This is a genomic window from Flavivirga rizhaonensis (assembly GCF_004791695.1).
GTDB classification, from domain to species: domain Bacteria; phylum Bacteroidota; class Bacteroidia; order Flavobacteriales; family Flavobacteriaceae; genus Flavivirga; species Flavivirga rizhaonensis.
This window is the reverse complement of record NZ_SRSO01000015.1, coordinates 26504-49629: the sequence shown is the minus strand read 5'-3', so window position 1 is coordinate 49629 and position 23126 is coordinate 26504. Positions and strand designations below refer to the sequence as shown.

At 30.9% G+C, this 23126-nt stretch carries 24 protein-coding genes; all 24 read left to right on the top strand.

All coding sequences use genetic code 11. From position 1 onward, the window contains the following. The 24 genes from EM932_RS11910 to EM932_RS11795 all read left to right on the top strand — a co-directional run bounded on the left by EM932_RS11910 (position 1) and on the right by EM932_RS11795 (position 23114). Positions 1 to 432, top strand: a complete 432-nt coding sequence (locus EM932_RS11910) for a hypothetical protein (protein WP_135877418.1) — start codon at positions 1 to 3, stop codon at positions 430 to 432. Continuing rightward, on the top strand, positions 432 to 887 hold the full coding sequence (locus EM932_RS11905) for an ABC transporter permease (RefSeq protein WP_170179783.1): 456 nt from the start codon (positions 432 to 434) through the stop codon (positions 885 to 887). The genes EM932_RS11910 and EM932_RS11905 overlap by 1 nt, the downstream gene beginning before the upstream one ends. A 4-nt stretch (positions 888 to 891) precedes the next feature. Then, complete coding sequence (locus EM932_RS11900; protein WP_135877417.1) at positions 892 to 1299, top strand: hypothetical protein; 408 nt, start codon at positions 892 to 894, stop codon at positions 1297 to 1299. Then, complete coding sequence (locus tag EM932_RS11895; protein ID WP_135877416.1) at positions 1289 to 2284, top strand: BtrH N-terminal domain-containing protein; 996 nt, start codon at positions 1289 to 1291, stop codon at positions 2282 to 2284. The genes EM932_RS11900 and EM932_RS11895 overlap by 11 nt, the downstream gene beginning before the upstream one ends. Before the next feature lie 9 nt (positions 2285 to 2293). Then, complete coding sequence (locus EM932_RS11890; protein WP_135877415.1) at positions 2294 to 3037, top strand: ABC transporter ATP-binding protein; 744 nt, start codon at positions 2294 to 2296, stop codon at positions 3035 to 3037. Beyond that, on the top strand, positions 3030 to 4301 hold the full coding sequence (locus EM932_RS11885) for an ABC transporter permease (protein ID WP_135877414.1): 1272 nt from the start codon (positions 3030 to 3032) through the stop codon (positions 4299 to 4301). Before EM932_RS11890 ends, EM932_RS11885 begins: the two co-directional genes overlap by 8 nt. Next, positions 4279 to 4734, top strand: a complete 456-nt coding sequence (locus EM932_RS11880) for an acyl-CoA thioesterase (protein WP_135877413.1) — start codon at positions 4279 to 4281, stop codon at positions 4732 to 4734. Before EM932_RS11885 ends, EM932_RS11880 begins: the two co-directional genes overlap by 23 nt. Beyond that, a complete protein-coding gene (locus tag EM932_RS11875) occupies positions 4727 to 5875 on the top strand; it encodes a beta-ketoacyl synthase N-terminal-like domain-containing protein (protein ID WP_135877412.1) in 1149 nt (382 codons plus the stop codon). The genes EM932_RS11880 and EM932_RS11875 overlap by 8 nt, the downstream gene beginning before the upstream one ends. Before the next feature lie 11 nt (positions 5876 to 5886). Next, on the top strand, positions 5887 to 6948 hold the full coding sequence (locus EM932_RS11870) for a methyltransferase (protein ID WP_135877463.1): 1062 nt from the start codon (positions 5887 to 5889) through the stop codon (positions 6946 to 6948). Positions 6949 to 6954: 6 nt separating this feature from the next. Then, positions 6955 to 7572 (top strand): 3-oxoacyl-ACP synthase, encoded by a 618-nt coding sequence (locus tag EM932_RS11865; RefSeq protein WP_135877411.1) that lies wholly within the window; start codon positions 6955 to 6957, stop codon positions 7570 to 7572. 1 nt (position 7573) lies between these two features. Next, positions 7574 to 7831, top strand: coding sequence for a phosphopantetheine-binding protein (locus tag EM932_RS11860; protein WP_135877410.1), 258 nt, complete (start codon positions 7574 to 7576; stop codon positions 7829 to 7831). A 161-nt stretch (positions 7832 to 7992) separates the two neighbouring features. Further along, on the top strand, positions 7993 to 9195 hold the full coding sequence (locus EM932_RS11855) for a beta-ketoacyl-[acyl-carrier-protein] synthase family protein (RefSeq protein WP_135877409.1): 1203 nt from the start codon (positions 7993 to 7995) through the stop codon (positions 9193 to 9195). Continuing rightward, positions 9192 to 10253 carry a beta-ketoacyl synthase N-terminal-like domain-containing protein gene (locus tag EM932_RS11850; RefSeq protein ID WP_135877408.1) on the top strand — a complete coding sequence of 354 codons (1062 nt, stop codon included), beginning with the start codon at positions 9192 to 9194 and terminating at the stop codon, positions 10251 to 10253. Before EM932_RS11855 ends, EM932_RS11850 begins: the two co-directional genes overlap by 4 nt. Continuing rightward, a complete protein-coding gene (locus EM932_RS11845) occupies positions 10247 to 11026 on the top strand; it encodes a polysaccharide deacetylase family protein (RefSeq protein WP_135877407.1) in 780 nt (259 codons plus the stop codon). The genes EM932_RS11850 and EM932_RS11845 overlap by 7 nt, the downstream gene beginning before the upstream one ends. A 22-nt stretch (positions 11027 to 11048) precedes the next feature. After that, positions 11049 to 11636: an outer membrane lipoprotein carrier protein LolA gene (locus EM932_RS11840; RefSeq protein ID WP_246041038.1), complete on the top strand. Its 588-nt coding sequence runs from the start codon at positions 11049 to 11051 to the stop codon at positions 11634 to 11636. Continuing rightward, positions 11617 to 12222, top strand: coding sequence for a hypothetical protein (locus tag EM932_RS11835; protein ID WP_135877405.1), 606 nt, complete (start codon positions 11617 to 11619; stop codon positions 12220 to 12222). The genes EM932_RS11840 and EM932_RS11835 overlap by 20 nt, the downstream gene beginning before the upstream one ends. After that, on the top strand, positions 12223 to 12804 hold the full coding sequence (locus EM932_RS11830; RefSeq protein ID WP_135877404.1) for an outer membrane beta-barrel protein: 582 nt from the start codon (positions 12223 to 12225) through the stop codon (positions 12802 to 12804). It begins immediately after the preceding gene. Further along, complete coding sequence (locus tag EM932_RS11825; protein WP_135877403.1) at positions 12804 to 13175, top strand: 3-hydroxyacyl-ACP dehydratase; 372 nt, start codon at positions 12804 to 12806, stop codon at positions 13173 to 13175. The genes EM932_RS11830 and EM932_RS11825 overlap by 1 nt, the downstream gene beginning before the upstream one ends. A 7-nt stretch (positions 13176 to 13182) precedes the next feature. Beyond that, positions 13183 to 13680: a hypothetical protein gene (locus EM932_RS11820; RefSeq protein ID WP_170179782.1), complete on the top strand. Its 498-nt coding sequence runs from the start codon at positions 13183 to 13185 to the stop codon at positions 13678 to 13680. A 20-nt stretch (positions 13681 to 13700) separates the two neighbouring features. Beyond that, positions 13701 to 14894 carry a DUF2062 domain-containing protein gene (locus tag EM932_RS11815; RefSeq protein WP_135877402.1) on the top strand — a complete coding sequence of 398 codons (1194 nt, stop codon included), beginning with the start codon at positions 13701 to 13703 and terminating at the stop codon, positions 14892 to 14894. Next, positions 14887 to 18567, top strand: a complete 3681-nt coding sequence (locus EM932_RS11810) for a 1-acyl-sn-glycerol-3-phosphate acyltransferase (protein ID WP_135877401.1) — start codon at positions 14887 to 14889, stop codon at positions 18565 to 18567. Before EM932_RS11815 ends, EM932_RS11810 begins: the two co-directional genes overlap by 8 nt. An 8-nt stretch (positions 18568 to 18575) precedes the next feature. After that, on the top strand, positions 18576 to 20120 hold the full coding sequence (locus EM932_RS11805; protein ID WP_135877400.1) for a phytoene desaturase family protein: 1545 nt from the start codon (positions 18576 to 18578) through the stop codon (positions 20118 to 20120). Between the two features lie 49 nt (positions 20121 to 20169). Beyond that, positions 20170 to 21828, top strand: a complete 1659-nt coding sequence (locus EM932_RS11800) for a C45 family autoproteolytic acyltransferase/hydolase (protein WP_135877399.1) — start codon at positions 20170 to 20172, stop codon at positions 21826 to 21828. After that, positions 21825 to 23114: a phenylacetate--CoA ligase family protein gene (locus EM932_RS11795; protein WP_135877398.1), complete on the top strand. Its 1290-nt coding sequence runs from the start codon at positions 21825 to 21827 to the stop codon at positions 23112 to 23114. The genes EM932_RS11800 and EM932_RS11795 overlap by 4 nt, the downstream gene beginning before the upstream one ends. Positions 23115 to 23126 lie beyond the last annotated feature (12 nt).

Below are 23126 nucleotides of genomic sequence, written 5' to 3'. Positions count from 1 at the left end.
ATGATTTTATTACAAAAACCAATTACAAATATTGAACACTTAATTCCACAAAAAACACCTTTTGTGATGGTAGATAGTTTGCTAGGTTTTTCCGATACAAATGTAGTATCCTCATTAAAAGTTTTAGAAACTAATATTTTTTTTGAAAACAAGGCACTATCTGAACCTGGATTAGTAGAAAATATGGCGCAAACAGTGGCACTTCATACGGGATATGATTATTTTTTAAAAGGAGTCCCAGCTCCAACAGGCTATATAGGTTCTATTAAAAAAATGGAGATCTCAATGCTGCCACAATTAAATGAAACTATAAAAACAGAAGCTCATATTTTACATGAATTTATGGGAGTGACTTTAGTGGAAATAACTGTTTTTAATACCAAAAAAGAAAAAATTGCTTCAAGTATAATGAAAACTGTTATTGCAAGTTAATGATTGATCTTGATAAAATAGATGTCTCTGATTTTTTACCGCATCGTCCTCCATTTTTAATGGTAGACAAAGTTCTAACTCTTAGTGATGAAGAAGTCTCTACGTTATTTAAAATTAAAAAAGACAGTATTTTTGTTGAGGATAATTATTTTAACGAACTAGGGTTAGTAGAAAATGCAGCACAAACTTGCTCTTCAATAGTTGGCAAAAGTTTTTTTAATGATGATGATATTAAAGGAGAAGGTGCTAATCTAATTGGTTTTATTAGTGCTATTAAAAAAATAACGGTATTTTCTTGCCCCAAGGTTGGTAGTACTATAATATCTAATGCAAAATTAACATCAAGATATGACACTACTAATTATAGTATCTGTTCTTTAGAATGCAATATTTACGAAGAATCGGTTCAATTATTATCTTGCGAGATGAATTTGGTTATTAAAGATTTGAAATAGTTTTATGAAAAAAAGCGATGTTCCTCAAGATAGAAGTCATTTAAAAGCAGGCAATCATAAAGAGCTTTGTTATGCAGTTGATGATAAAGGGGAATACACGACAGCTCAAAGTACTGGTTGGAAACCTAAAGCAATTGCTTTAGATAATGCGATAGAAGAAATTAATAACCGTATCTCAAAAGCAAAAACCAGAGTGCTAAATAAAGAAACCAGCCCTATTGAATATTATATGGAACTTCATAAAATGGATGTTAGTATTTTAGCTAGCTATGTAGGACTGTTTAAATGGCAAGTAAAAAGACATTTTAAATTGAAAATATTCAATAAATTATCTACAAAAACATTGGAGAAATATGCTAATGTCTTCGAAATTTCGATGAATAAATTAAAGGATATTGATTATGGAAATTAATTTTACTCATCACCAAACTGCCCACTGTGAAAATGGGGTAGTTTCAAATTTAATGAAGTATAATGGCTTTGATGTAAGTGAACCCATGGTATTTGGTATAGGTTCTGGCTTGATGTTTTGTTATATTCCTTTTCTAAAAGTAAATCATGCTCCGGCAATATCATATAGAACAATGCCAGGTCAAATTTTTAAACGATTTGCTAAACGCGTAGGAATAAAAATTAAAAAAGAAAAATTTAAAAAGCCACAGGAGGCTGAGGCGGTATTAGATGAAAATTTAAAAAAAAACAATCCTGTTGGTCTTCAAGTTGGCGTTTATAATTTAGTATATTTTCCAGACGAATATCGTTTTCATTTTAATGCACATAATTTAATTGTATATGGCAAACAAAATGGAAACTATTTAATTAGTGATCCAGTTATGGAAACGGTTACGACTTTAACCAGTAAAGAATTAGAAAAAGTTCGTTTTGCTAAAGGTGCTTTTGCTCCAAATGGACACATGTATTATCCCGTCGGTTTTCCTAAAGAGCTAAATATAAAAGAAGCCATTATTAAAGGAATAAAAAACACTTGTAGAGATATGCTTGCTCCAATGCCAATTATAGGTGTTAAAGGTATAAGGTATACAGCAAAATTAATACGCAAATGGCCTAAGAAAAAAGGCGTTAAAGTTGCTAATCATTATTTAGGACAAATTGTTAGAATGCAAGAAGAGATTGGAACAGGAGGCGGTGGATTTAGATATATTTATGCAGCCTTTTTACAAGAGTCCAGTAAAATATTAAATAATAACAAATTGGCAGAATTATCCAAAGAAATGACAGTTATTGGTGATTTATGGAGAGATTTTGCTTTAGATGCGTCTCGTATTTATAAAAGCAGAAGTGCAAAAGATGATGCTTATAATCATGTGGCATCACAATTAGAAGCCATTGCAGACAAGGAAGAAACCTTCTTTAAAGAATTAAAAAAGGCCATATAAGAATGACACATGATTGAGATTAAACAATTATCTAAAAAGTATAAAGGGGCAGATATATTTTCCGTGTCCGATTTAGACTTGTGTATTTCTGAAAAGGACATTTTTGGACTGTTAGGTCCAAATGGAGCAGGAAAAACAACATTGATTTCGCTGTTATGCTCATTAATAAAACCAACTTCTGGCTCATTTGTTATTAATGGTCTTACTTATAAAAAAAATAAAAATCAATTAAAACAGCTTATAGGTATAGTACCTCAAGAATATGCTTTATATCCAACTTTAACCGCTTTTGAAAACCTTATGTATTTTGGAAGCATGTATGGTTTAAAAGGAAACGAATTAAAATTAAAAATAAAAGCAGCGTTGCAAACTCTAGGATTATCGCAATTCTCAAGCAAAAAAATAAATACCTTTTCTGGTGGGATGAAACGTCGAATCAATTTAATTGCAAGTATTCTACACGATCCAAAAGTGCTGTTTTTAGACGAACCAACTGTTGGAGTTGATGTGCAGTCTAAAAATGTTATTATAAATTATTTAAAAGTACTTAACGAAAAAGGAACTACAATAATTTACACATCACATCATCTAAATGAAGCAGAAGCCTTTTGTACTAAAGTAGCTATAATAGATCATGGAAGAATAATAACCCAAGGGGGGCCAAAAAGCTTAATTAGTGATCAAAAAAATGCTAATAATCTTGAAGATGTATTTTTAGCTCTAACTGGACATGCCTTAAGAGATCATGCGTAAACTACTAGCATCTACATATAAAGAGTTTTTATTACTCACCAGAGATATTGGTGGGATTGCCATATTATTCATTATGCCTTTAGTGTTAATAGTTACTATTACCATAATTCAGGATAGCACATTTAAAAGTGTAAGTGAAAGCAAAATACCTATACTTTTAGTAGATAATGATAGAGGATCTGTTTCTGAAACTATCGTTAAAGGACTAAAAGAATCCAATATATTTGAAGTTATTAAAATTGCTATTGAAGAAGATGCTAAGAACTTGGTTTTTAAAGGAAAAAATCAATTAGCTATCGTAATTCCTGAAAACTTATCTTCAGATCTGGAAAAAAAAATAAACCAAAATGTTGAAGGTATTTTAGATAGATTTGGTTTAGATGAAGAAGAAATAGAAAATCAACCAAAAGAAATTTTCACAGCAAAAGAAGTCAAGTTATATTTTGATCCTGCAACACAGTTCTCTTTTAAAAACTCAGTAAAAAACGAGGTAGATAAAATGATTTCTAAAATAGAAACCCAATCTATTTACAATGCATTTCAAAAACAGATAACAGATGATCCTTCGGAAATCGTTTTTGAAACAGAAAATTTTATACGTTTTAAAGAAATACTGCCAAAAAATAAGGATGAAAATATTATTCCAAACTCTGTTCAGCATAATGTTCCAGCTTGGACGCTTTTTGCCATATTCTTTATTATTGTGCCATTATCAATTAATATTGTAAAAGAAAAAAGCCAGGGTACTTTTGTACGGTTAAGAACAAATCCAGTATCTTATTTAACAGTACTTGGGGGGAAAACTGTCATCTATTTAATAGTTTGTTTAATTCAGTTTGTGTTGATGTTACTTATTGGGATTTACTTATTCCCAGCCATAGGATTACCAACATTAAATGTTTCTGGCAAATTTCCTCTTTTATTTTTAGTTGCCATTTTTGCTGGTTTAGCAGCTATTGGGTTAGGTTTGCTTTTGGGAACCATAGCCAAAACCCAAGAACAATCCGCTCCATTTGGAGCAACTTTTGTAGTTATTTTAGCTGCTTTGGGAGGCGTTTGGGTTCCAGTGTTTATTATGCCAGAATTTATGCAAGCGTTATCTAAGATTTCCCCTATGAATTGGGGGTTAAATGCATTTTACGATGTCTTTCTGAGGAATTCTAGTCTTTTGGAGATCGTTCCAGAAATAACATTACTATTTTTGTTTTTTATCATCACAACCTTAATTGCTATAGTTTATAATGAAAAGAAAAATGCAGTCTAAAAGCAATAAAGAAATTAGTTTCATCAGTAAGGTCAGGGTTCGGTTTGTAGAAACAGATCCTTTAGGAATTGTTTGGCATGGTAATTATATACAGTACTTCGAAGATGGAAGAGAAGCTTTTGGCAGACATCATGGTATTTCATATTTAAATCAAAAAGATTTTGGTTATGCAACACCAATTGTTAAATCAAGTAGCGAACACAAATTGCCATTGCGTTATGGAGATGTTGCCACAATAAAAACAATATATGTAGACAGTCGTGCTGCAAAAATGATTTTTAGATATGAAATTTTTAATCAAGAAGATCAACTTGTTTGCACTGGTGAAACAGTTCAGGTTTTTGTAGACCACACAGGTCAAGGGGAGTTATCTTTAACAATTCCAGAGTTTTTCAAGGAATGGAAACAAAAAGTAGGCCTTTTGGATGATTGATGTTTACCTATCATATAATAATATAGTCTCATCTCTTGGGTTTGATAGCGAAACCGTTGTGGATAACATTCATAATCAAGTTTCTGGGTTACAATTGATTGACGATAAAAATCTATTACCTCAACCTTTTTATTCATCAATAATAAACACAAAGGCATTAAGTGAACGTTTTAAATCTTTAAAAAATAAAGACAATTTCACTCGCTTAGAACAGATGATGATAACATCGTTAAATAATGTGATTCAATCGTCTAAAATTCCTTTAAACAAAAATGTTGGTTTACTTATTTCGACTACAAAAGGTAATATTGATGTTTTAGATAAAAACAGTAAATTCCCTAAAGAACGTGCTTATTTAAGTGTTTTAGGAAAAAAAATAAAAGATTTTTTTGGATTTGAAAACGATGCTATTGTTATTTCTAATGCTTGTGTTTCTGGGGTTTTAGCAGTTGCCGTTGCAAAACGTTATATCAATCAGGGCGTTTACGATCATGTATTTATTGTGAGTGGCGATCTCGTTACAGAATTTATTTTGTCTGGATTCAATTCATTTCAGGCATTAAGTAACGCCCCTTGTAAACCCTACTGCAAAAATCGCTCTGGGATTAATATAGGTGAAGTTGCTGCAAGCATATTAGTAACTAATAATAAAATAAGTCTGGCAAAAGAAGCTGTAACCATTTTAGGCGAAGGCTCTTGTAACGATGCCAATCATATTTCCGGACCTTCCCGTACCGGAGAAGGGTTATTTAGAAGCATAACATCAGCCCTAAAAGAAGCAAATATATCGCATGAAAGTATCGATTATATTTCTGCTCATGGAACAGCGACACCATATAATGATGAGATGGAAGCCATTGCCTTCAATAGATTAGGTTTACAAAATGTTCCTCTAAATAGTTTAAAAGGTTATTTTGGACATACTTTAGGCGCTTCTGGGCTATTAGAAACCATTGTTGGTATGCATTCACTATCTAATAATACCTTATATGCCTCTTTAGGTTTTGAAGCATTAGGTGTTACACAACCCATTAATGTCATTACTAAAATAATACCAAAAAAAATGAACCTTTTCCTTAAAACAGCATCCGGTTTTGGAGGCAGTAATACCGCAGTGATATTTAAAAAAGTAAAAAATTGACAAAATTAACTATGAAGAATACTACAATAAGAGCTATTGATGCCATTCAAGAAGCGCAAAAAATAGCTTTTGCCCCTTTTGTATTTCAAGCAACGGTTTCATTAAGAAAACTAGGTGTTTTTAATCTGATTTTCGAAAAAAGAAAAAAAGGAGGAATTACTATAGAAGCCATTTCAAAAGAACTATCAATTAGCACTTATGGTATTGGGGTTTTATTAGAAATAGCAGAAAGCTCCCAAATTGTTACTAAAGATGATGAGGGTAGATACTTATTAACAACTACAGGTTACTTTTTAAATTATAATGAGACTGTAAACGTTAATATAAACTTTACAAATGATGTTTGTTATAAAGGATTATTCCATTTAAACGAGTCAATAAAGACAGGAAAACCAGAAGGGTTAAAAGAACTCGGTAATTGGTCTACGGTTTATGAAGGGTTATCTCAACTAACTCCAGAAATTCAAAAGTCCTGGTTTGAATTTGACCACCACTATTCTGATGCTGTATTTGACGATGCTTTAGAAATAGTTTTTAGAAACAATCCCAAGACTATATTTGACATTGGTGGTAACACAGGGAAATTTGCAATTAGATCTTGTAGCTTCAATGAAGATGTATCTATAAAAATAATTGACTTGCCAGGGCAATTAAAAAAGGCTCTTACTAATGTTAAAAATGAAGGTTTTGAAAAAAGAGTTTCAGGTTATGAAATAGATTGGTTAAAAGACAATCCAGAAATTCCAAATGGGGCAGATACGATATGGATGTGTCAATTTTTAGATTGCTTTTCTGAAGAAGAGATTCTTAAAATATTAACAACCGCTGTTAAGTCTATGACTAATGAGACAGAACTATTGATAATGGAGACGTTTACAGATAGGCAGAGATTTGATAATGCTAAATTTATTTTAGAAGCAACCTCTCTTTACTTTACTGTATTAGCAAATGGAAATAGTAAAATGTATCCAGCAGAAGTGTTTTTAAAATTAATAGATAAAGCTGGACTTGTTATTAGAGAGGATATTAGTATTGGAGAATACCATACCATGTTCGTTTGCAAAAAAAAGTAATAGATTATGAATTCTAAATATCATATAACTTCTTTTTGCAACATTAAAAATAATACGGTATCCTTAAATGGTTCCGTGATTTATAATGATGAAAACAATGATTTTTTAGAATTTATAAAAGCAGCGTATAAATCTTTTGAAACAGATTACGCGAAATTTTTTAAAATGGATGCTTTAAGCAAATTGGCATTTTTAGCTGCAGATGTTTTATTAAAAAACGAAGATTTAAATCAGGAAGAAGAAAATAATATAGCTATTGTATTTTCAAACAAAGCATCTAGTATAGATACAGATAGAAAGCATCAAAAGTCCATTCAAGATAAAGAAGATTACTTTCCAAGCCCAGCTGTTTTTGTGTACACATTACCAAATATATGTATTGGAGAAATTAGTATAAAATACAAGCTGTTTTCTGAAAATAGTTTTTTTATCTTTGACGCTTTTAACGCACAACATTTGTTCGACTATACCAATAGTTTATTAGCAACAGATAAAACAGAGAAGGTGCTTTGTGGTTGGGTTGAATTAGATGGAGATCACTATGAAGCATTTTTATATTTGGTTACTAAAAAAGGATTAACAACACATAATAAACAAAACATACTAAAATTATATAATACATAATATGGACGATTTAAAACAAGAACTAAAAGAAAATATTGTAGAGCAGCTAAACCTTGAAGATATTGCAGTAGAAGATATAGATGACAACGATATGTTATTTGGAGATGGTTTGGGTTTAGATTCTATTGATGCATTAGAACTTATTGTCATGCTAGATAAAAATTATGGTATTAAATTAACAGACCCAAAGGAAGGACGTGCTATTTTTGAATCTATTGATGTTATGGCTAAATATATTTTTGAGAATAGAACAAAGTAAACTATTTACTCTTTTTACGAGTGCCAGTAACTCTATCTAACTAGAAGTTGTCAAATCGTTCACAAAAACACCATCATAAATTCAGAAATGGTTATCGATTGTTGTTTAACCTCTAACAAGTTTAATAAATAAGCTTCCTACCTTCATAGGAATGATAAAATATGAGTAAAGGCATAGCTATTACTGGAATGGGAATTATTTCTTCTATTGGAAACAATGTAGAAGAGAATTACAGGTCACTTATAGAAGGTAAAACTGGAATTTCAAGAATTTCAAAAATCAAAACCCTTCATAAGGATCATATTATGGTTGGCGAAATTGCTTTTACAAATCAAGAATTAGAGCAACAAATTGGTCTAACACCAGATAATAATTATTCCCGAACGGCATTACTGGGTGTAACAGCAGCAAAACAAGCTATTCAGAACGCAGGAATTTCTAATATAAATAAGTATAAAACTGGGTTAATATCAGCAACAAGTGTTGGTGGAATGGATAAGACTGAAGCATATTATCATGATTATTTTGAAAACAAAGCAACTCAAAAGTATATAGCAGGACATCATGCAGGAGATTCTACTCAAAAAATCGCAGAACAATTAGGGATAGAACAAAGTTTAGTAACTACAATAAGTACAGCTTGTTCTTCTGCTGCGAATGCGATTATGCTTGGCGCCAGATTAATAAAATCTGGACAATTGGACAGAGTTATTGTTGGAGGGTCGGACTGCTTATCAAAGTTCACCATAAATGGTTTTAAAACCTTAATGATTTTATCAGATACATATAATACGCCTTTTGATGAAAATAGAAAAGGGTTAAATTTAGGTGAAGCTGCTGCCTTTTTAGTGTTGGAGTCTGATAAGGTCGTGCAAACCGAAAGTAAAACGGTTTTAGCCTATGTAAAAGGCTATGGTAATGCCAATGATGCTTATCATCAAACAGCATCATCTGAAAACGGAGATGGCGCAACGCTGGCCATGCAAAAAGCATTAAAGGTCGCTGAATTATCTTCAAGTGATATTGATTATATTAATGCACATGGCACTGCAACTGGAAATAATGATTTATCTGAAGGACAGGCCATTTTAAGAGTATTCGACAAAGGTGTTCCTGATTTTAGTTCTACTAAAGCATATACAGGACATACACTGGCTGCAGCTGGAGCTATTGAAGCTGTGTATTCTGTTTTGGCCCTTCAGAATAACGTGGTCTATCCTAATCTGAATTTTAAAACTCAGATGAAAGAATTTAGTATGACCCCGCAATTAGAGCTTAAAGAAAAAGAATTACATACGGTATTATCAAACTCATTAGGCTTTGGAGGCAATTGTTCAACTATTATTTTTTCAAAAAAACAATGAAAGCCGTTTATATAAATAGTGTTGGTTCCATTTCATCCCAAAAAACGTTTGATAATTCATCGTTTTTAGATGAAATCATTTCTTATGACGACAATATCATTTTAGCAGTAGACCCAAACTACAAAGACTATATTTCTCCGGCAAATTCTCGTAGAATGGCAAAAGGGGTTAAAATGGGCGTTGTAGCTTCTAAAATAGCTTTAAATGAGGCTAATTTAGACACAGTAGATGCTATCATTACAGGAACAGGAATGGGATGCCTTAAGGATTCTAAGAAATTTTTAAGTGCCATTATAGATAATGATGAACAATTTTTAACACCAACATCTTTTATACAATCTACACACAACACCGTTGGAGGACAAATAGCACTTGGTCTGCAATGTAAAGGTTATAATTTCACCTATGTACATGCAAGTATTTCTTTTGAATCTGCAGTATTGGATGCGAAGTTAATGTTGGAAAACAATGAAGCCAATACAGTTTTGGTTGGAGGTGTTGATGAAATTGAAGATTATACATGCTCCCTACATAAACTTGTTAATCATATAAAAAAAGAAAAAGTAAACTCTACAGATTTATTGTATTCTAAAACAGAGGGAGCTGTTTTTAGTGAAGGTGCAAATTTCTTTGTGTTATCTAATCTTAAACAAGACTCCAGCTATGCTCAAATTGTAGCAATAAGCACATATAACACATTAAAAACAAATATTACCGATGTTGCCAATACATTCTTAAAAGAGAACAACCTAAATATTGAAGCTATAGACCTTTTGGTTTTAGGAAACAATGGGGATGTTACATATGATCGTTTTTATAATGAATTAAGTTCAGGAATTTTTGAAAACACGCAACAAGTTTATTACAAACATTTGTGTGGTGAATTTAACACAGCATCGTCATTTGGTGTGTGGTTAGCATCCAAAATTTTGAAAACTCAAAAACTTCCAGAAGCGGTAAAACTTAACGATATTCAAGGTTCAAATTACAAAACTATTTTACTTTACAATCAATATAGAGGAGAGAATCATAGCTTCACTTTATTGCGTAGATGCTAAACTATAAATCAGTAAATATAATTACAGTTGTAGCCTCGCTTGTTTTACTATTTACAAGCTACTTTTATAAATGGTCCTTGTGGCCTTTAATCATAGTATTGGCTATTATTTGGTTTTTGGTTACCACAGCTGGTTCTTTTTTTGTGAAATGGAATTACCATCTTAAATCACTTCATTCTAATAAAATAATTAAAGAAAATAGAATCGCTATTACTTTTGATGACGGTCCACACCCGGAATTCACACCCAAAGTTTTAGAACTTTTAAAAAAGTACAATGCCAAAGCCACTTTTTTTTGTGTTGGCAAACATATTGAAGCATATCCGAATGTATTCAAAGAAATCATAAAACACGGACATACTGTTGGTAATCATACTTATACACATGCTAATAATTTTGGCTTTTTTAAAACTAAAAAGGTGATTGATGAATTACAAAAAACAAACGCTGTTGTAAAAAGTATTGAAGGGTTAACAATGCAATTATACCGACCCGCTTTTGGTGTGACAAACCCCAGAATAAAAAAAGCAATAAAATTAGTCGGATTGCAATCTATAGGGTGGAATATTCGCTCTTTAGATACGACTTCAAGAACTCCCAAAATGATATTTAATCGTATTACAAAAAAACTTTCAAAAGGCGATGTTATTTTGCTTCACGATACAAGTTTAAAAACAATTACAGTATTGGAACGGTTATTGTTATTTTTACAAAAACAAAATATGGAGTCTGTTACTATAGATTCTTTATTCAACATAAAAGCATATGCGTAATATTATTTATATATTATTTTTTATGAGTGTTGCATTACATGCGCAAACCAAAATGAGTACAGCAGAATCTGCCACTTTAAAAGCAAAAGTAAAAGCACAAGCATTTACAATAAATACGTTATTAAGTGACTTTACACAATACAAGCATTTAGACTTTTTATCCAACGATATTATAACTTCGGGTAAACTGTCATTTAAATCTCCCAATATGGTAAAATGGGAATATGTAACACCTTTTAAATATGCTGTTTTATTTAAAAACGAAACACTTTTTATTAATGATGAAGGCAAAAAAAGCAACATAGATATTGGATCAAACAAGATGTTTAAACAACTAAACACCCTAATTATAAATAGTGTAAAAGGGGATATGTTTGATGAAAATGAATTTGATATTACATGTTTTAAAAATGGTGCCAATAGCGAAGTTTACTTTAGTCCAAAAGACAAAAAATTTTCGAAATACATAAAAGCATTTCAGATAATATTTAATAAGGACGGTGATGTTGTAGAATTGAAAATGATAGAACCATCAGAAGATTATACAAAAATTGTTTTTAGTAACCGAACAGTAAACATGAACTTATCAGATGCGATATTTAATCAGTAGTTTCTGTTTGCTTTTTATAGCATGTGGTTCGTATTCTAAAAAACGTAACTTTCAAATACAGACGACATCAAATAAAATAATTCATAATCCATACTTTTCAAATGAAAAAAAAGATTATGTCTATAAAGCAAATATTGCAGTTTATGATAAACTTTTTAGCGGTATTTTTATAGTGAAAAAACTAGGAGAAGCTAACCATCGCATCGTATTTACAACAGAAATGGGGAATAAAATTTTCGACTTTTCCTTTTTGAATGATACTTTTAAGGTTAATTTCATTATTGAAGATATCAATAAAGCTATTCTAATTAACATTTTAAAAAAAGACTTTAAAGCGCTTGTTCAAGAAAAAATACCAATTATTAAATCGTATTCATCACAAGATACTTTAGTTTATGAAACTGCTTTAGACAACAAAAAACATTTTTATTTTAAGACACAGCAATTAAACAAAATCATACGTGTTAAAAACGGAAAAGAAAAAGTCACCTTTTTATTTTTAGAAATTAATGATATTATTGCAAATCAAATTAAAATTTCACATTCAAATATTAAACTGAAAATTAATTTAAAATCAATTAATTAAATGAAAAAATCGCTTATATCATTAGCGTTGATCGCAGTAAGCTCAATTGCTTTTTCTCAAATTAAAATTAAGCCAGGCGTTAGGGCTGGTGTTAATTTTTCGAATTTCACTAACACCAATTTAGATGATAAAACAGATTTTTACATTGGGGCGTTTGCCGAAATTAAATTTGTGAATTTTTATGCTTTACAACCAGAAATAAATTATTCAAGACAAGGAGGTAAGTCTGTGATTTCTGGATTAGATGATTTAGAGATTCAGTATTTAGGTGTCGCTTTAGCAAACAAATTTTATCCTTTTAAAGCAATTAGTTTACACGCCATTGTTGGTCCTGCCATAAACATTAAAGTAGGCGATAATTATGATGGTTTTAATGACAATTTAGAAGGTTTTGATTTTTTATTCTTCGGTGGTTTAGGTTATGATTTCCCTTTCGGTTTAGGCATTGAAACTAGATATAATATAGGAATAGTTGATATTTTTGGAAATAATGTTAACAACACTAATGGAAATAATAATATCGATGATTTATTACTAAACAAGGTTTTCCAAATAGGAGCCACTTATAAGTTCGATTTTTAATGAGTAAATTACTAAGCAGTTTATACAAAATAAATAACTTAACTGTTCTTGACACTAAAGCAACAGCTAATATTACTATTAACAAAGACCATGTTATTTTTAAAGGGCATTTTCCTGGTAATCCAGTGATGCCAGGTGTTTGTATGATGCAAATTATTAAAGAAATTACCGAAAATATTGTCAAAAAAAAATTATTTACACAATCTGCAAATAATATTAAATTCATGGCAATAATTAACCCTTTTAATACGCCAGAATTGGAGTTACAGCTAGATATTTCCGAAACAGATGAAGGTTATAAAGTAAAAAACATTTCTAAATTTGAAGATACCGTAGCTTTAAAAGCTACTACAAATTTTATAGTGAAATAATTTATATATGAATTTTTTAATGGTACTCATATCAGTAATAAGTATAAATATTTTATCAGTAGATATTAATACCGTTAGAAAAGCATATAAAGAAGCAGCCCAAGACCGTACCAAAGTAGAAACTTTTAATAACCTACTTTTAAAAGTAACTAAAAAAGATGAAGCCACCTTAGTAGCTTACAAGGGTGCAGCAATTGCTTTATTAGCTAGACAAGAAAAAAAAGTTAAAGACAAAAAAAAACTATTTATAAAAGGTGTTTCATATGTAGAGCATGCTATAGGAAAATCATCAAATAACATAGAAGTTCATTTTGTTCGGTTAGGGATTCAAGAAAACACACCAAAGCTTTTAAAGTATAAAGGTCATATTGAAGAAGATAAACAGTTCATTTTAAAACATTTTAAAGACATTACTTCTTCTAATTTAAGGCATTACATTAAAGATTATATTTTACAGTCCAAAGCTTTTAGTGATGAAGAAAAAACAGTAATTTCGAATCAATAATGCTTTAAGGTTTCAATAAAGTGAATATTAACCTAACCAATCAAAAAATCACCGATTTAAGCGTGTGTGTGTTAATTCCAACATACAATAATGATCGTACATTAAAGCGAGTTATCGATGGTATTTTACAATTTACGCAACACATTATTATCGTTAATGATGGATCTACAGATAATACATCACAAATTCTTGAAGGATATTCACAACTTCAACAAATTCATATAGAAAAAAATAAAGGCAAAGGTAATGCGTTGCGTATGGGTTTTAAACATGCTGAAGCTTTAGGGTATCATTATGCAATTACTATAGATTCTGATGGTCAACATTTTCCAGAAGACATTCCTGCTTTTGTTAATGAACTTGAAAAAAGTGACGACAAAAACATACTACTCATTGGTGCTCGAAATATGAGTCAAAAAGATGTGCCTAAAAAAAGTAGTTTTGGTAACAAATTCTCAAACTTTTGGTTTTGGACAGAAACTGGAATTAAGCTTCAGGATACACAATCTGGATTTAGATTATATCCTCTAGAAGCACTAAAAAAGCTTAAATTCTATACATCTAAATTTGAATTTGAAATCGAAGTTATTGTAAAGGCTGCTTGGTCTGGAGTGACCGTTAAAAATATACCCGTTCGCGTGTTATATGATGAAACAGAACGCGTTTCTCATTTTAGACCATTTAAAGATTTTACGCGAATAAGCATTTTAAATACATGGCTTGTAATACTTACTGTTGTGTACATTAAACCGAGAAATTTTTTTAGAAAATTAAAAAAAAAAGGATTTAAACGGTTTTTTAGTGAAGACTTATTTGGAACACAAGATGCTGCTTCTAAAAAAGCATTATCTATAGCCTTAGGTGTTTTTATTGGTCTATCTCCTTTTTGGGGGTTTCAAACAGCACTTGTTATTTTTTTAGCTTTAATTTTTAAATTAAATAAAACAATTGCTTTTGTTTTTTCGAATATAAGCATCCCTCCTTTTATTCCTTTTATACTTTATGCCAGCTCAAGAATGGGGCAATATCTTTTAGGAATAAAATTAGAATACACAAGGGAAGAAATGATCGAAAATTTTGAAGTTTTAAAACATCTTAAAACTTATATTGTCGGTAGTTTTTCTTTAGCAATCATAGCCGCAACTTGTTTCGGTCTTTTAAGTTATTTCCTTTTTTTAATTTTAGATAAAAAAGTGGTACTCAATAATGGATAGTGTTTTTTACAACATATATAAAAAAATTGTTACTAAAAAGCTATTAAGTTTTAGTGTTTTCCTACTAGTGCTTTTATCGTTGTTATTTGTAGCATCCAAAATTGAATTTGAAGAAGATATCACTAAACTTATTCCATCAAATGATAAAACCTCTGAAGCGCAAAAGGTTTTAAAAACCGTAAATTTTGCCGATAAAATTATTGTAAATATCGCAAAGGAATCCGATGGTTCTGTTGATGATATGACGCAATACGCATCACAATTAATGGACAGCATAAATATAACGTCCAGTAAATATGTTAAACAAATTCAGGGAAAAATTGAAGATGAAGATATTCTTGAAACTTTAGATTTTGTTTATAAAAATCTACCAATTTTTTTAGACGAAAGTGATTATACAACCATTCAAAACAAAATTCAAAAGGATAGCATTGAAGCTATAACACATAGCAATTACAAGACCTTAGTGTCACCTTCCGGATTTATTGCCAAAGAGAGCATTTTAAAAGATCCTCTAGGTTTGTCTTTTATTGCTTTAAAAAAACTACAACAACTTGGTTTTGGTGATGATTTTATTTTTCATAATGGGTTTTTGATTAGTAAAGATAAAAATCATGTATTACTATTTATAACTCCAACTTTCGGCTCTAGTGAAACTGCCGAAAACGCAAAATTTGCTGAACATTTATATAAAATAAGTAATCAACTTAATAATACATTTAAAAACAAAGCACAAAGCGAATATTTTGGAGGCGTACTAATTGCTGTAGCAAATGCCAAGCAGATTAAACAGGATATTCAATTTACAGTTGGTATTGCAATGAGCATTTTACTAGTCATTCTCATTGTTTTTTACAAAAAGATAAGCATTCCGGTCATCTTATTTGTCCCAACACTTTTCGGTGGCTTATTAGCAGTTGCTTTGCTTTATCTCATTCGCGTGAAAATTTCAGCAATCTCTTTAGGCATAGGCTCTGTCTTACTTGGTGTAACTTTAGATTATTCGCTTCATATATTAACACACATACGAAGTAATAACAATGTAAAAGCCCTATATAAAGAGATTACAAAACCATTATTAATGAGCAGCTTAACGACTGCTTTGGCATTTTTGTGTTTGCTGTTTTTAAACTCGCAAGCTTTACAGGATTTGGGTATTTTTGCTGCAATAAGTGTTATAGGCGCTTCTGTTTTTGCCTTGCTTTTTATTCCTCTGGCATATAAAGATTCTGTAAAAAAAGTTAAAAAAAATACATTTATAGATAGCCTTGCCAGTTTTCATTTTCATAAAAAAAAGGGACTCATTATAACGCTCTTAGTCGCATTTGTTGTTAGTTTTTTCACCTATAATACGGTTACTTTTAATAAGGACTTAACAAAGCTTAACTACGAACCACAACATCTTAAAGAAGCTCAGATGCGCTTAGATGCATTAACTAATATAGCATCAAAATCTGTGTATTTGGCGGCTTATGGTAATTCTGAAAAAGATGCTCTAGAAGTAAATGATAACATTTATAAAAAACTACAAGCGCTTAAAGCAGAAAAACAAATTATAGATTTCAGTTCTATTGGAACCTTAATTCATTCAGAAAAAAAACAAAAACAACGTATTGCAAAATGGAATGCATTTTGGAATGATGAAACTATTACAAGCACTAAAAACAACCTTATTGAAAGTGGTAACACATTTGGCTTTAAATCCACTACATTTCATTCATTCTATACACTTTTAAACACCGTTTTTAAACCTTTACAAACAGAAGATTATAAGGCTTTAAAAACTATTTCAAAAGAAGATTATATTACTTCAAAAGACCATTTTATTACGGTTACTACTTTAGTTAAAGTTCAAGATGAAAACACACAAGAATTAATAGATATTTTTAAAAACAACCCACAAACGTTAGTTATTGATAGACGACAAATGAATGAAACTTTTTTAGGGAATCTAAAAAATGACTTCAATAATCTGGTTGTTTATTCATTAGTTGTTGTATTACTGCTTCTTTTATTATTTTACAGAAGCTTTTCATTAACTTTAGTAACAAGTATTCCTATAGCATTAACTTGGTTATTGACCATTGGAGTGATGGGGTTATTTCATATTGAATTCAATATTTTCAATATTATTATTTCCACGTTTATTTTTGGTTTAGGAATAGACTATAGTATTTTTATTACTAATGGCTTACTTCACGAATATAAAACTGGAGAGAAGGCTTTTACGACGCATAAAACATCTATTATTTTATCTGTTATCACAACTATATTAGGGGTTGGCGTCTTGATATTTGCTAAGCACCCTGCATTGTATTCTATTTCTTTAGTGTCCATTATTGGGATTTTATCTGCAGTAATTATTTCATTCTCAATTCAGCCATCATTATTTAAGCTTTTTATTGGAAGCAAAACAAAACGCCCCATAACATTAAGACTATTAATACACTCTATCCTGTCATTTGGATACTTTGGATTAGGAGGAATTTTAATCTCTTTGTTTAGTGCTACGCTATTGAAAATAATTCCTGTGAGCAAAAAAGTAAAAATGAAGTGGTTTCATAAAACAGTTTCAAAGTATATGAAATCGGTTTTATATACAAACCCTTTTCTAAAAAAGAACGTTATAAACCTTAGTAATGAAACGTTTGAAAAGCCTGCAATAATCATTGCGAATCACACCTCTTTTTTAGACATTTTAGCTGTTGGTATGCTACATCCAAAAATTATATTTTTGGTGAACGATTGGGTTTACAATTCGCCTGTTTTTGGTAAAGCTGTTCAAGCTGCCGGATTTTACCCTGTTTCCAGTGGTATCGAAAACGGGGTATCTCATCTTCAGGAAAAAGTCAATCAAGGGTATTCGTTAATGGCTTTCCCAGAAGGGACAAGATCTTTAACAAACAAAATGAAACGCTTTCATAAAGGGGCTTTTTACTTAGCTGAACAATTAAATTTAGATGTCATCCCAGTACTTATTCATGGTAATTCGGAGGTTAATCCAAAAGGTAGTTTCCTTATTAGAAATGGAAGTCTTACTGTAAAAATACTGGAGAGGATTCCTATTGAAAATAAATCATTTGGGGAGGGTTATAAACAACGTACAAAAAATATAAGCGCAGATTTTAAGCAGGAATTTAATGATTTAAGACAGGAAATTGAACACGATGCTTATTTTCATGAAATAGTATTAGAAGACTATAGATATAAAGGTGATGCCTTATACAAAACGGTTAAAGAAGACCTTAAAACGTATAAAGAGACTTATAGTGCTATTTTAAATACGATTGATAAAAAAGATACGATCCTTCATCTTTCAAAAGACTATGGTCAACTAGATTTTCTGTTATCTTTAGATGCTATCGACAGAAAAATAATTTCTTATATTGAAGATACTGCTGTTAAAATGATTCTTCAAAATAGTTTTATTACAAATAAGCATAACCGTATTAATTTTGAAAACACTATCGATGAAGCTCTTAAGAATTACGCAAACGTATTAATAATCAATACAAACGAGATCTCTCCAGAGCAAATAAACAGCGTCTTGAATAGCCATATTAATCTTTTAATTTTACTAAAAGAAAGTCGAAATTTATATTCTGAAACGATTAATGATTTAGGTTTTAAGTCGTATTATGAGAATGAAAACCTTATTATTTTTAAACGATAAAAAAATAGATGAAAGCACACTATGATATTGTAATAGTTGGAAGTGGATTAGGAGGCTTGGCTTCTGCAATCATTTTAGCAAAAGAAGGTTATAGTGTTTGTGTACTTGAAAAAAACAACCAATATGGTGGTAATTTGCAAACTTTTGTGAGAAACAAAACCATATTTGATACTGGAGTACATTATATTGGTGGACTTGACAAAGGGCAAAACCTGTATCAATATTTTAAATATATTGACATTATAGATGATTTATCCCTTAAAAAACTAGACGGAAATGGGTTTGATATCGTTACTTTCGATAATGATCCTATCGAATATAGGCATGCACAAGGTTACGAAAAATTCATTGAAATTTTAATAGAACAGTTTCCTGAAGAAGAATCTGCCATAGTAACTTATTGTAACAAGTTAAAGGAAACCTGTGATAGTTTTCCGTTGTATAACTTGAAACAAGGCAAACCTTACCATGATAATATGGCTATTTTTCAGCTTCAGGCAAAAAAGTACATCAATTCGCTTACTAATAATAAAAAACTGCAAGCGGTACTTGCAGGAACAAACTTTTTATATGCTGGTGATGGTGAGCGTACACCATTTTACGTGCATGCTTTAACAATAAATTCATATATAGAAAGCGCTTATAGATGCATTAATGGAGGTAGTCAAATAACTAAAGCATTAATTAAAAGATTAAAGGAGCACGGCGGAGAAACTTACAAGCACCATGACGTTGTTAAATTCGGTTTTGATGATGGTAAAATCACTTCAGCCATTTGCTCGAACGGAAAAGAAATAAAAGGGGATTTGTTTATCTCTAATATTGAACCTAAACTTACTTTAAAGCTTGTTGGCGAAGATAAATTTAGAAAGTCCTACACCAATAGAGTTGATAAAATTGAAAGCACCATTGCTGCGTTTAGTTTATACATTGTTTTAAAACCAAATTCATTTAAATACCAAAATAAAAACTTCTATCATTTTAAAAACCCCGATAATGTTTGGGATGTTCACAAATATACTCAGGAAAGTTGGCCAGAAGGGTACATGATGTCCATGTCAATTAAGAAAAATATGGACGATTATGGAGATAATATAACGGTAATGACCTACATGCATTATGATGAACTTAAACCTTGGGTAGATACATTTAATACTGTTGCCCATAAAAATGAAAGAGGTCAAACCTATGAACAATTTAAAGAAGAAAAAGCCGAAAAATTAATAAAAGAATTAGAGCTTAAATTTCCAAATATTAGAGATTGCATTCAAGAGATGTACACATCTACACCACTGTCTTATAGGGATTATATAGGTAGTAATAGAGGTTCTATGTATGGTTATGTTAAAGATGTTAATAAGCCAATGCAATCTTTTTTATCACCAAGAACAAAAATTAAAAATTTAATGTTTACAGGTCAAAGTCTAAATATGCATGGTATCTTAGGAGTTACAATAAGTGCTGTGACAACGTGTTCCGAAATTTTAGGTAAAGACTATTTATTAAATAAAATATTAAAAGTCAATAACGAACAGGAAATAAGTCAAAAATAGTGTATAATGAACACCTTAAAATAACTTCAATTATATGTGTCTAAAGAAGATGAAAATAGTAAAGTGGTTTTGCTTTTTTGTGCTTCTACTTTTAGTATCATCGTGCGGCATCTCAAAATCCCTTAATGATGTTCCAGATGTTAGCAACTATAATTCATCTATCCCTGAAAGAGTTAAAATTTTAGATTCTACGTATGTTTTACACGACAACTTTCTTACGAAAAACAAACAAGGCTTATGGGAACTTTATGTGGAAGGTGATCCATATGAAAGAGGTTTAATTATTGGAAGCTTAACACAAGAGTTATTTCATAATCAAGAACAGGTATTCTTATCTAAGATTAATGATTTTGTACCTTCAAAAACAAAACAAGCACTATTACGCAAATTTTTAGCTTGGTTTAATAGAAAGATGTACATCCATATTCCCGAAGAATATAAAACCGAGATATATGGGCTTTCTAAATATGCTTCATTAGGTTATGACCACATCGCCAACCCTTATTTAAGAGTTCTATACTTACATGGCGCTCACGATATTGGACATGCGCTACAAGATTTGGCTTTAGTTGGTTGCTCTTCATTTGCTGCCTGGGGAGAAAAAACAGACGACGGGAGCTTAATAATAGGTAGAAATTTTGACTTCTACGCTGGTGATGATTTCGCAAAAGAAAAAATAATTGCATTTGTAAATCCAACAGAGGGATACAAATTTATGTCAGTAACCTGGGGAGGCATGATTGGTGTCGTTTCTGGAATGAATGAACATGGTATTACAGTTACCATAAATGCCGGAAAATCTAAAATACCTTTAATTGCTAAAACACCTATTTCTATTTTAAATAGGGAAATACTCCAGTATGCCTCTACTATTGATGAAGCGATTGCTATTGCAAAGAAACGTCAGGTTTTCGTATCTGAATCTATATTAATTGGCAGTGCTAAAGATAAAAAAGCAATTACCATAGAGGTTTCACCTGAAAATTTTGGAGTGTATGAGGTTGCCAATTCTAATCAATTAATCTGCTCTAATCATTTTCAAAGTAAAGCTTATGCAGATGATAAAAAAAACTTAAAGCATAAAGCCGAAAGTCATTCTCAATATCGTTATCAACGTATGGAAGAGCTTTTAAGTCAACAACCTAAAATAACACCTCAAATTGCTGTAGATATATTACGAAATAAAGAAGGTCTACAAAACAAAAGTATTGGTTATGGTAACGAAAAAGCACTTAATCAATTATTAGCACATCATGCTATCGTTTTTAAACCAGAACAACGGTTGGTTTGGGTATCATCAAACCCGTATCAATTAGGTGAATTTGTTGCTTATAATTTAGATGATGTTTTTAGCAACCCTATAAAAAAAAGGCTTTCTAACCCCCAACTAACAATCGAAAAAGATCCTTTTCAATTTTCTGATGCCTATAAAAATTATGAATATTACAGAAAACTAAGTATTAAAATTCAATCTTCAATAAAAAATGATGAACATATAGATCCATCAATTATTTCAGACATACAAACAACAAATCCCGAATATTGGGAGGGTTATTATTTAGTAGGGAAATACTATTATAAAAGAGGATATCTTACCGCTGCATTACATGCTTTTGAAAAAGCAAACACTAAAGAAATCACAACCGTGCCAGATCAACGCGAAATTGATTTGTATATTACAAAACTAAAAAGGAAATTGAATCTATGATTCCTAAGATAGAAAAAGCCCCAACATCAGAAATAAAAAGCTTTCAAGAAGATCAATTAAAACTTCTTTTAACTTATTTGAACGAGCACTCAGTTTTCTACAAACGCATGTTTAATAAACATAATATTAACATCAATGATATTAACACACTTGAGGACTTAACTACTATACCAACAACATCTAAGGACGACTTACAGCAGTACAACGACGATTTTATTTGTGTCCCTAAAAAAGAAATCATTGATTATGTAACGACCTCCGGAACATTAGGTGAACCTGTAACATTTGCTTTAACCGATAACGATTTAAAACGTTTAGCATATAACGAAGCCATTTCTTTTGCCTGTGCAGGGGTAAGTGAAGATGATACTATTCAACTCATGACTACCATAGATAGAAGGTTCATGGCTGGATTAGCATACTTTTTGGGAGCACGAGAGCTTGGAGCCGGTATTATTCGTGTTGGTAATGGTATTCCGGAATTACAATGGGATTCTATATTAAAATTTAAACCAACTTATATTATTGTTGTTCCTTCATTTCTTTTAAAACTTATTGAATATGCTCAGCAACACAATATAGATATTAATGCATCAGGAATAAAAGGCGCTATTTGTATAGGCGAATCATTAAGAAATGAAGATTTTTCGTTAAACCTACTAGCCTCAAAAATTAAAAACACCTGGGATATTGAACTGTATTCAACGTATGCTTCCACAGAAATGAATACAGCATTTACAGAATGTGAACAACAACAAGGAGGTCATCATCACCCAGAATTAATCATTATAGAAATATTAAATGATCAGGATGAACCCGTACAGGAAGGTGAAACTGGAGAGTTAACCATTACGTCTCTAGGTGTAGAAGCCATGCCTTTATTACGATTTAAAACTGGAGATGTAGTAAGAGCTCATTCTGATACATGTCTGTGCGGTAGAAATACGGTTAGACTAAGTCCCGTTCTTGGAAGGAAGAAACAAATGATTAAGTATAAAGGGACCACTTTATACCCTCCGGCAATGCATAATGTTTTAAATCATTTTAATAATATAGACACTTATATTATTGAAATTTATCAAAACGACATAGGAACCGATGAAATTCTTTTAAAAATCTCAGCGCCTCAACCAACAGACACCCTATTGCAAGAGATTAAAGATCACTTTAGAGCCAAATTAAGAGTGCTCCCAAAAATAGAATTTCATGATAAAAGTGTGATTCAAAAACTTCAATTTCCAAAATTGAGCAGAAAGCCTATGATGGTTATTGATAAAAGGAAATAGCATACTAACAAA